Origin of the sequence: Paenibacillus sp. FSL P2-0173, from assembly GCF_038008045.1 — a bacterium.
Lineage (GTDB): Bacteria > Bacillota > Bacilli > Paenibacillales > Paenibacillaceae > Paenibacillus > Paenibacillus polymyxa_B.
The window spans coordinates 743,906-757,329 of record NZ_JBBOYK010000001.1 but is presented as its reverse complement, the minus strand read 5'-3'; the positions used below and the strand labels follow the sequence as shown (position 1 = coordinate 757,329).

General features: G+C 48.0%; 13 protein-coding genes. All 13 read left to right on the top strand.

The annotated features are described in order from the left end of the window. Positions 1–64: 64 nt before the first annotated feature. The 13 genes from ndk to MKX30_RS03190 all read left to right on the top strand — a co-directional run bounded on the left by ndk (position 65) and on the right by MKX30_RS03190 (position 12,952). Positions 65–508, top strand: coding sequence for a nucleoside-diphosphate kinase (gene ndk, locus MKX30_RS03250; RefSeq protein ID WP_013310722.1), 444 nt, complete (start codon positions 65–67; stop codon positions 506–508). Between the two features lie 30 nt (positions 509–538). Then, positions 539–1,339 (top strand): CheR family methyltransferase, encoded by an 801-nt coding sequence (locus tag MKX30_RS03245; RefSeq protein ID WP_023989169.1) that lies wholly within the window; start codon positions 539–541, stop codon positions 1,337–1,339. A 228-nt stretch (positions 1,340–1,567) separates the two neighbouring features. Next, entirely contained in the window at positions 1,568–2,737 is a 1,170-nt protein-coding gene (gene aroC / locus MKX30_RS03240) for a chorismate synthase (RefSeq protein WP_028540638.1), read from the top strand. Between the two features lies 1 nt (position 2,738). Beyond that, entirely contained in the window at positions 2,739–3,833 is a 1,095-nt protein-coding gene (gene aroB / locus MKX30_RS03235) for a 3-dehydroquinate synthase (protein WP_279832736.1), read from the top strand. 2 nt (positions 3,834–3,835) lie between these two features. Continuing rightward, positions 3,836–4,210: a chorismate mutase gene (gene aroH / locus MKX30_RS03230; RefSeq protein WP_013310718.1), complete on the top strand. Its 375-nt coding sequence runs from the start codon at positions 3,836–3,838 to the stop codon at positions 4,208–4,210. Positions 4,211–4,596: 386 nt separating this feature from the next. After that, a complete protein-coding gene (gene trpE / locus MKX30_RS03225) occupies positions 4,597–6,147 on the top strand; it encodes an anthranilate synthase component I (RefSeq protein WP_028540639.1) in 1,551 nt (516 codons plus the stop codon). 34 nt (positions 6,148–6,181) lie between these two features. Beyond that, positions 6,182–7,228: an anthranilate phosphoribosyltransferase gene (trpD, locus tag MKX30_RS03220; RefSeq protein ID WP_028540640.1), complete on the top strand. Its 1,047-nt coding sequence runs from the start codon at positions 6,182–6,184 to the stop codon at positions 7,226–7,228. Continuing rightward, entirely contained in the window at positions 7,218–8,012 is a 795-nt protein-coding gene (gene trpC / locus MKX30_RS03215; RefSeq protein WP_069079970.1) for an indole-3-glycerol phosphate synthase TrpC, read from the top strand. Before trpD ends, trpC begins: the two co-directional genes overlap by 11 nt. Beyond that, positions 8,009–8,680 (top strand): phosphoribosylanthranilate isomerase, encoded by a 672-nt coding sequence (locus MKX30_RS03210; protein ID WP_279832743.1) that lies wholly within the window; start codon positions 8,009–8,011, stop codon positions 8,678–8,680. The genes trpC and MKX30_RS03210 overlap by 4 nt, the downstream gene beginning before the upstream one ends. After that, a complete protein-coding gene (trpB, locus tag MKX30_RS03205; RefSeq protein WP_279832745.1) occupies positions 8,677–9,873 on the top strand; it encodes a tryptophan synthase subunit beta in 1,197 nt (398 codons plus the stop codon). The genes MKX30_RS03210 and trpB overlap by 4 nt, the downstream gene beginning before the upstream one ends. Continuing rightward, positions 9,870–10,676 carry a tryptophan synthase subunit alpha gene (trpA, locus tag MKX30_RS03200; protein ID WP_279832746.1) on the top strand — a complete coding sequence of 269 codons (807 nt, stop codon included), beginning with the start codon at positions 9,870–9,872 and terminating at the stop codon, positions 10,674–10,676. Before trpB ends, trpA begins: the two co-directional genes overlap by 4 nt. A gap of 57 nt (positions 10,677–10,733) precedes the next feature. Beyond that, positions 10,734–11,837 carry a histidinol-phosphate transaminase gene (gene hisC / locus MKX30_RS03195; RefSeq protein ID WP_279832748.1) on the top strand — a complete coding sequence of 368 codons (1,104 nt, stop codon included), beginning with the start codon at positions 10,734–10,736 and terminating at the stop codon, positions 11,835–11,837. A 26-nt stretch (positions 11,838–11,863) separates the two neighbouring features. Beyond that, on the top strand, positions 11,864–12,952 hold the full coding sequence (locus MKX30_RS03190; protein WP_279832750.1) for a prephenate dehydrogenase: 1,089 nt from the start codon (positions 11,864–11,866) through the stop codon (positions 12,950–12,952). The last annotated feature ends 472 nt before the right edge of the window (positions 12,953–13,424 follow it).

Genomic DNA, 13,424 nt, shown 5'->3' with positions numbered 1-13,424 from the left:
AGCTTTCTGTTACAATACAGTTTAGTACTGTATAAATACATTAGATTGGATTGGGAGTGAGCCGATGGATCGTACTTTTTTGATGGTTAAACCGGATGGTGTACAACGTGGATTGATTGGACGTATCATCAGTCGACTGGAAGACAAAGGCTTCAAAATGACGGCTGGCAAGCTTGTGCAAGTATCTAGAGAACAGGCAGAACGGCATTATGCGGAGCATGTGGGCAAGCCTTTTTTTGAAGAGCTTGTAGGTTTTATCACATCAGGCCCTGTGTTTGCTATGGTATGGGAAGGGGATAACATCGTTACGCTTTCCCGCTTGTTGATTGGTAAAACACAAGTAACTGAAGCTCTTCCGGGCACAATTCGTGGAGACTTTGCAGCACATACACCGTTTAACCTCATTCATGGTTCAGATTCACCGGAGAGCGCAGAGCGCGAGATTGCAAATTTTTTCATGCCGGAAGAATCCGTTCGGTATGAAAAAAGTGTGGCGACCTGGATGTAAGTTAAATTACGTATGAAGAAGGATGGTAGCATGACGGATATGGAACTGGGTCAGACGGACCCCGATTACACAGCGTTTATCCGCAAAATCAAGGACAGCACAGGTATTGATCTTGCACAATACAAAGAAGCACAGATGAAAAGGCGGTTAACTACGCTTCGCAACAAAAACGGGTTTCCCAGTTTTGTTTCTTTTTATGATGCCATGATGAAGGAAAAACCTCTATTCTATGAATTTCTGGATCGAATGACGATCAATGTTTCGGAATTTTGGCGAAATCCCAATCGGTGGGAAGTGCTGCGGGATACAATCTTGCCACAGCTGCTTGTGGGGAAGCAGAAGCTTAAGCTGTGGAGTGCGGCCTGCTCGACTGGTGAAGAGCCTTATAGCCTGGCTATGGTTCTCGACGGTAAAGGGATTTTAGGAAATTGTTCCATTACAGCTTCCGACATTGATGACGGTGCATTGGCAAAAGCCAAGGAAGGCAAATATTTGGAGCGTTCGCTCAAGGATGTACCTGAGCAGGTGGCTAGCAAATATTTTAAGCCGGATGGTGCGATGTATCGAATTGATGACCGTTTGAAACAAGCCGTGAAATTTCAAAAGCAAAACTTGCTGCTGGATCGGTTTGAGGATGGTTATGATCTCATTATCTGTCGAAATGTAATGATTTATTTTACAGAAGAGGCAAAACATACGTTGTATCAAAAGTTTGCAGCCAGTCTTCGTCCCGGCGGTGTGTTATTTGTCGGTAGTACAGAGCAAATCTTTTCTCCTAACCAATATGGTCTGGAATCGACGGAAACCTTTTTTTATCGCAAAAAAGCATAAGCCTGCATATATCATCCAAAGTTTGTAGGAACTTATTTATATCCTTGAGTAATTGATGGTTGGCTTATCAGCAAAGCACGTCCTTTAGCCCCTTTGGCTAAGAGGCGTGTTTTTGTTTATCTGCATACACGTGGCTTTTCTTGTCAAAGAAAGGTGCGTATACTATAATGAAGCACAGTTAAAGATTTTAGCGATGCACAGTTTAACAGTTTAAAGGGGGAACGCGTCATGAGTTTACGTTATTTAACCGCGGGGGAAACGCATGGTCCCCAGCTAACTGCCATTGTAGAGGGTATGCCGAGCAATTTAAAATTGGATTTTGAGGAATTGAATTTTCAGCTGCACCGTCGTCAGAAAGGGTATGGACGGGGTCGGCGTATGCAGATTGAAAAAGATACGGCGAAGATTGCCGGAGGCGTACGTCACGGCTATACCACAGGTGCACCGATTGCGCTGGTTGTAGAAAATAACGATTGGAAGCACTGGCAGAACATTATGAATATTGAGCCTATTGAAGGCAGTGATGAAGACAAGCGTCGGGTTCACCGGCCACGTCCGGGTCATGCGGATTTGAATGGCGGAATGAAATACAACCTGAAGGACCTTCGTAACGTGCTGGAGCGCTCCAGTGCACGTGAAACAGCAATTCGTGTGGCATGCGGCGGTTTGGCCCGTCAATTGCTGGCTGAGTTCGGAATCAAGGTGGCAGGTCAGGTCATCCGTATTGGGGAAATCGAAGCTCCTTACCGTGATTTGCCGATTGATGAGCTGATTGCCGTGACAGAAGCCTCCTCGGTGAGAGTAACCGATCCAGAAACCGAAAAGAAAATGGAAGCATATATTGATCTGATCAAGCAAGAAGGTGATTCAGTCGGTGGGGTAGTGGAGTGTATTGTAGAAGGTGTTCCGATTGGTCTGGGCAGTCATGTACAGTATGATCGGAAACTGGATGCACGTATCGCACAAGGCGTCATGTCGATTAATGCATTTAAAGGCGTGGAAATTGGCATCGGCTTTGAAGCAGGGGAATTGCGCGGTTCACAGGTGCATGACGAGATTCTATATGATGAGGAACGTGGATATCACCGTCGTACCAATCGTTTGGGTGGTTTTGAGGGTGGTATGACGAATGGAATGCCAGTTGTGGTTCGTGGCGTAATGAAGCCGATTCCTACACTCTACAAGCCGTTGCAAAGCGTCGACATTGATACAAAGGAAGCGTTCACCGCACAGGTTGAGCGTTCGGATGCATGTGCAGTGCCAGCGGCAAGCGTAGTCATGGAGCATGTCGTAGCTTGGGAGATTGCGAAAGCTTTGCTAGAAAAATTCGGTGGGGATTCGATTGAAGAGATTCGCGCGAATATTGCATCCTACGAAGAACAACTGGGGCGGTACTAAGATGAGTACGCTGACGGTACAACTTGGCGAACGTTCTTATCCTATTCATATCGGACGAGGGCTGTTACATCGAGCCGGAGAGTTGTTGAAGGAACGAGGAATTGCGCAAAAAAGCCCGTTGTTGATTGTTTCTGACGAAAATGTAGCGGGATTCTACTTGGCAACATTGGAGAGCAATCTTCAGGCATCTGGCTACAAGACAGTGTCCTTTGTCGTTAAGCCAGGTGAAACCTCCAAGTCGCTTGCTGTATTTGAGCAGGTCATAACAGCAGCCATTGAGGGCGGTTTGGATCGCAATTCAGCCGTTATTGCACTTGGTGGTGGTGTGGTGGGTGATTTGGCTGGATTTGTGGCAGCTTCTTATATGAGAGGTGTCAAGTTTGTACAGATCCCCACTACGATCCTTGCCCATGATAGTAGCGTGGGCGGTAAGGTCGGCATCAACCATCCTTTGGCGAAGAATATGATAGGAGCCTTCCATCAACCGGAACTTGTGTTATATGACGTAGATACGTTGTCTACCTTACCTCCTCGTGAGGTATCTGCCGGGCTTGCTGAAATGATCAAGCATGGTTTGATCTGGGATGCTGATTTCGCCCAGTGGTGCCGTGACCATGCGACTGATTTGCTTGCGCTGGATGCGACAGCTCTGGAGTACGGTCTGGAAAAGGGATGTTCCGTAAAAGCCGAAGTGGTGTCGTGTGATGAACGAGAAAATGATTTACGCGCTATTCTAAACCTAGGTCATACGATTGGTCATGCGATTGAAGCCATTGCGGGATATGGTGAGTTTTTACACGGAGAAGCCATTTCTATTGGTATGGTCGGCTCCGCACTTTTGGGCGTGAAGCTGGGGGCAGATCCTTCTTTGGTAGATGAAACGAAGGATATGTTGTCTTCGCTACGGCTACCGACCTCCCTTCCGTCACAAATCGATACAGATCGGCTGCTGGACGCGATGATGCATGACAAAAAGTTCAAAGAAGGCAGCATTACTTTTGTCGTCCCACGTAGCATCGGGCACGTGGAGGTTGTGAAGGATATTTCCGTCTCTTACATCCGACGAGTTATTGAACAGTTAAAAGAGGGGGCGTAACGATGTACAATCGGGGAATTCGTGGCGCGACGACCGTAGTGAATAATGAAGAAAACGAAATTTTGGAAGCAACATGCCAACTACTGGAGGAAATTGTATCCTACAATGAAATTCAGCCGGAGGATATTAGTAACGTATGGATTACGGTGACCCATGACCTGGATACTGCCTTTCCAGCCAAGGCCATTCGTCAGCTTGATGGCTGGGATATGGTTCCGCTCATGTGTGCATTAGAAATTCCTGTGGCAGGCAGTTTACCCAAGTGCATTCGTTTGATGGTACAGGTAAACACCGATAAATCCCAGCGTGAAATTAAACATGTATATTTGAACGGAGCACAGGCGTTAAGACCGGATCTGGCTTCCCAAGGGAAATAAGTGCCCGTTTTTAAAGTTGATGGTTGCCAAAGTAACATCCCATGAGATATAGTGTGTGTAGCAGAGTTAAGTAGAGTAGAGTTAGCCAGAGACAGAGTTGAGATGAGAAGAGTGCAGCCTTAGCCAATTCCATATGAGATTACAGAGATCGGCGGTAGCGGGTAAGCTTTTGTCTATGAAGAGATATTCTTCTACAGAGAAGCTTATTTGAGGCAACCTGTGCGGTTATACAAAAGGGATGAGTGTATACTTATCTATTTGCTGTAGTCATTTTACATATGGAGCATTCTTATAATTTCGATAACTGACAGCCTCTACCTTATCGGTAGAGGCTTTTTTATATTCTCTCCTTTGGTTCTGCGCCAATTTGGAAAGGAAGTGATCTCATGTTAACGCCGCATGTGGAGCAAGTGATAACGATGGCGAGTGAATTTAACCTGATTCCTGTGTACAAAAAAGTGCTGGCTGATATGGAGACGCCGATTCGGATTTTCCGTCGGTATGCCGAGCGGGACCGTGCCTTTCTGCTAGAGAGTGTAGAGGGAGGCGAACAGTGGGCGCGACATTCATTCATCGGTACAGACCCGTTCCTAATGGTCTCGGGTAAAAAAGGACGTTTGATATTGGAGCAACACGGTAAACGGCAAATATTAAACGACAAGCCGATTGAAGCGCTCAAAGCATTGCTTCGTAAATACCGTAGTCCGAAACTGAAAGAAATGCCTCCATTTACAGGGGGGGCTATCGGATTTTTTGGATATGACTTGCTTCAATACTATGAAAAGCTGCCAGAGCATTCGGTAGATGATTTGAATATGGATGATATTCGTTTTATGTTCTGCGATCAAGTCATTGTCTTTGATCATGTGAAACAGCAAATTTTGCTGGTCGGCAATGTTCATATAGGCGAAGGGTTTCGCGATGAGGACATTCGTGCTGCTTATGCTGATGTGGAACGCAGGTTGGAGGAAACGGCGCAGTATCTGCGCAAGCAGACCCCGCCTGAGCGATTAGGATCGGCTTCCATTCCTGATGATGTGGAACTAGGTGAGATCCAATCCAATATGACGAAGGAACAATTTATATCAAACGTAGAGCAGGCAAAGGAGTATATCCGCTCCGGTGATATTTTTCAGGTTGTACTATCCCAGCGTTTTCACATTGATACAGAGGCCTCTCCTTTACAGGTATACCGCGTGCTGCGCACGATGAACCCGTCGCCATATATGTATTATTTGAAAATGGATGACGAGATCATCGTAGGTACCTCGCCTGAGGCACTCGTCAAGGTAGAAAACGGCCGGGTAGAAACCCGTCCTATTGCAGGAACGAGACCGCGTGGGGTAACGGAGACAGAAGATGCGGCACTTGCTGAAGAACTGTTAAACGATGAAAAAGAGCGTGCAGAACATCTGATGCTGGTCGATTTGGGAAGAAATGATTTGGGCCGTGTATCACAGTTTGGCACAGTCAAATGCGATACGTTTATGGAAATTGAACGCTATTCCCATGTCATGCACATTGTTTCCAATGTGTCAGGTGAGCTACGTGAGGACAAAGATTTCTTCGATGCCTTCCTGTCTTGTCTGCCAGCTGGCACTGTATCGGGGGCTCCGAAGCTACGGGCCATGGAGATTATTGCTGAGTTGGAGCGGGAAGCACGCGGACCCTATGCAGGGGCGATTGGATATTTGGGCTTCTCGGGCAATATGGACGCTTGCATTACGATTCGCACGATTGTGTTTAAAAAGAACCGGGCCTATGTCCAGGCAGGCGCTGGAATTGTGTGGGACTCGGTTCCGGAAAGCGAGTATCAGGAGACGGTAAACAAAGCAAAGGCATTGCTGAAGGCAATCCGCACGGCAGAAGTGATGTTTCCGGCAACAACACAGCCCTATAACAGCGTCATCAACCAAGATTATTTGTACACTCCGTAACACACAAAAATCTGATTTTGAGGAGGAGACGACAATGGAACGACATGACATGATGCAAGTGGGGTTAAGCCGGATCATTGAGGGACAGCATCTTTCGCGTACGGAGGCCCGTAGCGTAATGGAACAGATTATGAGTGGAAGTGCTACACAGGCGCAAATTGGCGGGCTGCTGACGGCTCTTCGCCTCAAAGGGGAAACGGTAGATGAAATCACTGGTTTTGCCGAGGCTATGCGTAGCTACGCTAGTCCAGTGCAAGCTGAAGAAGGTAGTGGTCGTTTGCTGGACACATGTGGCACTGGAGGTTCGGGTATTCACAAGTTTAATATTTCCACGATATCCGCGATCATCGCAGCTTCGGTGTCAGTGCGGGTAGCAAAGCATGGCAATCGTTCTGCAAGTGGCCGTGCTGGGAGCGCTGATGTCCTGGAGGCATTGGGAGTCAACATTCATTTGACGAGTGATCAGGCTAGGTCTTGTCTGGACCGAATCGGCATCTGCTTTTTATTCGCGCAGCTGTATCATCCGTCTATGAAGCATGCCGCCGCGCCGCGTCGCGAGCTGGGTGTACGGACGGTATTTAATATGCTTGGTCCATTGACGAATCCGGCTGGTGCGGATCGGCAGCTGTTGGGCATTTATGACGCCAACAAAACGGAAGTCATTGCCGAGGTATTGAACCAGCTCGGCTCCAAACGGGCCATGGTTGTCAGTAGTCTGGATGGGCTAGATGAAATTAGTATTTCAGCTGCGACACGAGTATCCGAGTTGAAGGACGGCAAGGTTCACACGTTCGAGCTTCATCCGTCGGATCTGGGCTTGCAGACGCATTCTCTCGATCAGGTGCTGGGTGGCGACGCACAGGTTAACGCAGATATCATACGACGAATTTTGAACGGAGAGCATGGAGCTTATCGGGATGTTGTGCTAGCGAATGCAGGAGCGTGCATTTATGTATCAGGGGCAGCAGACACCTTGACGGACGGAGTAGCACGAGCGGCAGAAGCCATTGACTCGGGACTGGCACTCTCCAAGCTGGATCAATTAATACAGGCAACGGGGGAATATCAATATGTATCTTGATAAAATTGTGGTGACGAAGCGACAAGAAGTGGAGCAGCTTAAGAAGCATTTTCAAATAAGTGAAGCTGAACGATTAATTGCTGATTTACCTGCGACGAGAGGATTCGAAAATGCGATCGCGAGCGGACGCAACCGTCCGCTCGGACTGATTGCTGAGGTGAAGAAGGCTTCCCCATCCAAAGGGTTGATTCGACCGGATTTCCATCCTGTGGACATTGCACGTGCATATGAGGGAGCAGGAGCGGATTGCATTTCTGTACTGACAGATGTGACGTATTTTCAGGGGAGCCCTAAATATTTACAGCAAATTCGCGATCAGGTGAAGATTCCGCTGCTGCGAAAGGATTTTATCATTGATGAACGGCAAATATATGAAGCTCGTCTGCTGGGAGCGGATGCGGTGCTGTTGATTGCCGCTATCCTGGAACCGCGTGTATTAGGGTCCTTTTTACAGATCGCCAAGGACCTCGGGCTGGACGCATTGGTAGAGGTGCATGACAGCGAGGAGCTTAAAGCGGTGCTGGAGCTGGGGACAGCAACCTTGATTGGTGTAAATAACCGAAATCTGCGGACATTCGAGACTCGTCTCCAGACGACAGAGGAGCTGATCTCACTAATTCCTAAAGGGATTACGTTCATCAGTGAGAGCGGAATTGCGGGACCGGAAGATGTTAAGTATCTGCATTCGGTAGGTGCACACGGTATCCTGGTGGGGGAGCATCTGATGCGCAAGGAAGATGTAGGACAGGCTGTAGCCGAATTGATGGACGGGGTTAAAGCATGAACAAAACGGGCATAAAAATTTGTGGACTTCAAAGCGTTGAAGTGCTAAAATCTATGGTAAACTTACCGGTCGATTATATAGGTTTTGTGTTTGCCAACAGCAAGCGCCGGATTGACGGCGTACAGGCTGGAGTGCTGCTTCGCGTATTGGATGAATGGACCTCAGGCAGCAGACCGCGCAGCGTGGGTGTATTTGTGAACCCTGGTGATGCACTGTTAAATGATGTGATGGAGAAAGCACCCTTGGATGTCATACAGCTGCATGGGCAGGAAAGTCCGCAGCGCTGTCGGGAGATCAGGGAGCGTTTTGGTATACAGGTATTCAAGGCATGGTCTGTGGACAGTCAAGGGCAGCTAGAACGCTCGGCGGACGAATTGGATGCCTATGTCGGGACAATTGACGCTTTACTGCTGGATACATACGATCCCCTGTATGGTGGCGGCTCCGGAAAAACGTTTGCGTGGGATCGAATTCCTGCCTATCAGGCTTGGACTCATCAACATGGAATTCCTTTGTTTGTAGCCGGCGGGCTGACTGCCGATAATGCGGAAAAGCTAGTTCATGAGTATCATCCCGATGGGCTGGATGTATCCAGCGGTGTAGAGACGAACGGAGTCAAGGACATTGCAAAAATCACAGCATTCGTAGAAAGGGTGAAGCAGGCATGACACAATTACCTGATAACAACGGACGTTTTGGAACATTTGGAGGACGTTTTGTACCGGAAACGTTGATGAACGCACTGATTGAATTGGAGGAATCCTACCGTAAGTACGCGGATGATCCCGAGTTTAAAGCAGAGTTGAACGGGCTCCTAAAGGACTATTCTGGTCGGGAAACGCCACTTTATCATGCGGAGCGTCTGAGTCAGCATTTGGGCGGGGCTAAAATTTACTTGAAGCGCGAAGATTTAAATCATACCGGTGCCCACAAAATCAATAATGCATTAGCTCAGGGTTTGTTGGCGAAGCGTATGGGTAAACAGAAGGTCATTGCTGAGACAGGCGCAGGACAGCATGGTGTCGCGACAGCGACTGTGGCTGCGTTGCTCGGATTGGAATGCAAGGTGTTTATGGGCGAAGAGGATACTGTGCGCCAGCAGCTGAACGTCTTTCGGATGCAGCTTTTGGGTGCAGAGGTCATTCCGGTGACATCGGGTACACGTACACTTAAGGATGCCGGGAATGAAGCTTTGCGTTACTGGGTCAGCCATGTCCATGATACGTTCTATATTTTGGGTTCAGCTGTCGGCCCGCATCCGTATCCGATGATGGTGCGGGACTTCCAACGTGTGATTGGTGATGAAACACGTCGCCAGATCCTAGAGAAGGAAGGCAGACTTCCGGATGTCATCGTGGCAGCGATCGGTGGCGGAAGCAATGCCATCGGCATGTTTTATCCTTTTATTGAGGATCAGGGAGTCGCTTTGATTGGCGTGGAGGCCGCTGGAAAAGGTGTCGAAACGGAATTTCATGCAGCTACGATGACCAAGGGAACACAAGGGGTCTTCCAAGGCTCTATGAGTTATCTGCTTCAGGATGAGTACGGACAAGTGCAGCCTGCACATTCCATCTCGGCTGGACTGGATTATCCAGGTGTTGGACCGGAGCATTCATACCTGAAAGATATTGAGCGGGCCAAGTATGTTCCGATTACCGATCAGGAAGCGCTGGATGCGCTTCAGCTTCTCTGCCGTACCGAAGGAATACTTCCTGCATTAGAGTCGGCACATGCAGTTGCACAGGTCGTCAAGCTGGCACCTACGTTGTCGGCAGATGATATTATCGTTATTTGTTTGTCTGGACGCGGGGATAAAGATGTGGACTCCATTATCAAGTATTTGGGAGGAAATCCGTCATGAATTTAATTGATCAGGCGTTTGGTCGCCTTAAAAATGAAGGCAAAACGGCATTAATTCCTTTTCTGACGGTAGGCGACCCGGATGTGGATACTACAATAGAGATCATTCGGCAGTTAGAGTCGGCCGGAGCTGACATATTGGAACTGGGTGTACCCTATTCCGACCCGCTGGCTGACGGTCCTGTAATTCAGCGCGCGTCTGAGCGTGCACTGAAACGGCAAATTTCCATCCGCACGTGCATGGAGACAGCTTCTCTGGCTAGGGCGGCAGGTTCAAGCCTGCCTTTTATTCTGTTCACGTATTATAACCCTGTATTACAGATGGGTATGGATGCTTTCTTCGCAGGCTTGCAGGAGCACGGTATCAGTGGTCTGATTATTCCGGACCTTCCGCTTGAGGAAGCGGAGGAGCTGGGAGGACGGGCAGCAGAGGTGGGTGTGCATCTGATTCCTCTGGTGGCTCCAACTTCTGAACAGCGGATCGAGCGAATTGTCCGTCAGGCCCGAGGATTTGTATACTGTGTATCCTCGCTGGGTGTAACCGGGGAAAGAGCTTCCTTTTTTGAAGGTATAGAGGGCTTTATCGCGCAGGTCAAACGGCATACGAATATTCCGGTAGCGGTCGGCTTTGGGATCTCTACTCAAGAGCAGGTAGCCCGGTTTTCAAACATTTGCGATGGAGTTGTGGTCGGCAGTGCTATTGTACGTCAGGTGGAAGAAGCCATTCCATTGCTGAATGATTCTGCGCGCAGGCAAGAAGGTCTTTTGCAAATTCATAATTTTGTGGCACAATTAAAGCAGTAATGGCTGTCAAAATAGAAAGTAATAAATATGTTCTGATTGGATAGAGGAGGTAGGGGCATGCAACCTAAACCGCATATTGTACATTTGCCAGTATATCAGCCCGGTAAACCGATTGAAGACGTAAAACGTGAGCTGGGACTCGATGAAGTCATCAAGCTCGCCTCGAACGAGAATCCGTATGGTAGCTCTCCCAAAGTGTTGCAGGCCATTCAGCAGGAGTTTGCTAACATTAGTGTATATCCTGACGGAAGTGCCGTAGCTTTGACACAGGCACTAGCTAAACGGACGGGTTTAAAAGAGGAACAGTTTATCTATGGCTGCGGATCTGACGAAATAATTGCGTTGATTACGCGTGCTTTTCTCCTTCCCGGGGAAGAAAGCATTATGGCCGATCAGACATTTTCCGTATACAAAAGTAACGTGGAAATTGAGGGAGCGGTTGCAGTTGAGGTGCCTTTGCGTGACGGTGTACATGATCTGGATGCTATGCTGTCCCACATCAATGACCGTACGAAAATTATTTGGATCTGTAATCCAAATAACCCGACGGGCACGATTGTACCCGAAGCAGAGCTGATTGCGTTTTTGGACCAAGTACCAAAGCATATCATGGTTGTACTGGATGAAGCCTACGCCGAGTTTGTGACGGATCGCTCGTATCCCGACGGCATTCGTTTGTTGCCAGCGTCTGAAAACCTGGTTGTACTACGCACCTTCTCCAAAATCTATGGGCTTGCTTCGCTGCGCATTGGTTATGGTATGGGAGCTGAGTCAATCATTCGCTTGATAAATCAGGTTCGTGAACCGTTTAATACATCACGGGTAGCACAGGCTGCGGCCATTGCTGCCTTGGAAGATCAGGAATTTGTTCAAGAATGCCGGGATCGTAATGCAGAGGGCAGAGCTTATTTGCAAAATGAGCTGAAGCGTCTGGGACTGGAGTCTTTCCCGGCACATGGTAATTTTATTATGCTGGATGTACGTCGTCCATCCGGTGAAGTATTCCAGGAGTTGCTTCGTAAAGGTGTGATTATTCGCGCAGGTCATCACAAATATCCGACATATATTAGGGTGTCGGTTGGATCACAACCGCAAAATGAGTTGTTTATTCGTGCGCTGGAACAGGTCCTGGGGGCGGAAGCGGCGAAAGTACGCCTATAATTTCCGCAGATGGGATTTGATAATTGATGAAGATTGCCATTTTCGGCGTGGGACTGATTGGTGGGTCCCTCGCACTTTGTTTTAAAGGGAAGCCGAATATTACTGTTGTCGGCCATGCTCATCTCCCTGAACTGATGGAACCGATGTTAAGCCGTGGTGTCGTGGACACCGCGACTCTCTCGGTTGAAGAAGCGGCAGCGGATGCCGATTTTATTTTTTTATGCGTACCTGTGGGCTTACTGGAGCATTATCTCGAACTGTTAAGCAAGTTACCGCTTAAAGCGGGTTGTATTATCACTGATGTAGGCAGCACGAAATCGGCAATTGCCAAGAAAGCATCAGAAATTTCTTTGCGCAACGCTTACTTTATCGGTGGTCATCCGATGGCCGGTTCAGAGCGTTCCGGTGTAAAGGCTGCTTCCGCGTTGCTGTTTGAAAACGCATATTATGTGCTTTCCCCGGCAGAGGGTGTGCCAGAGGAAGCATACAGTTCACTGGAACGATTGTTAAAATATACTAGTGCTCATGTTGTGCGTGTCCAACCTGATATGCACGATGACATTGTCGGCGCGATTAGCCATCTTCCGCACATTATTGCAGCGGCGCTGGTGAATCAGGTGCGAAAGCACAATGATGAAAATCCGTTGTACCGTACATTGGCTGCCGGTGGGTTCCGTGATATTACACGGATAGCCTCTAGTGATCCGGTTGTGTGGCGGGACATCTTACTGAGCAATCGTGAAGTTTTACTAGGTCTGTTGGAAGAATGGAACGGACAGATTGAGCGTTTTACCCATTTACTGAGAATACAAGACGGTGAGGGAATAGCTGACGAGTTTTTGAGAGCTGGGCACTTCCGCAGTGAACTGCCAGAGCGTCGCAAAGGAGTCATCGTCTCCACGTTTGATCTGTATATTGATGTACCGGATACCCCAGGGATTATCGGGCGAATTGCTATGGAACTCGGTAATCACAGCATTAATCTGAGCAATATGCAAATCATTGAAAGCCGGGAGGATGTCCCAGGCATCATGCGGCTTTCCTTCCGTCAAGAGCAGGATTGGGAGCGTGCTAAGACTCTGCTGGATTCGATGGGCTATAAAGTGGTGGTATAGGAAGGAAAGTGAGATGTTCGTTAAGGAGGCCGCTTCGCGATTCATTTGATCTTACGATCGCTGTTGCCGCCGGATTTTTTTCGATCAGATTCTTTAATGGGAAAATCCGGCGGCAAAGGCGAACGCTCCGCTTCTCCAGATTCAAATGAACCTCTGCGCTACTGACCGCCTATAAAGCAACACACACTTTCTGGGAGTGAAGTAGTAGAAAAGATCTAGAGCGGACGAAGGTTTCTTCGTCCGCTTTTTTTAAAGCTCTTTTTTTTGAATAAAAAAAAGACCACCCGGGTAAAGCCCCGGGTGGTAGCTACTTTTAGTGAAGTAGCTGAGTAGGATAGGAGTGGAGAGAAACCATACTGTACTTTTATTATATGTATACGTTTTCATTTTGTCAATATTTTTTTAAAGCGTTTTCTTTTTGTGTATTTATCCTTATTGGTGCATTTGAATAGAACACTTTCAATCGGTTAGT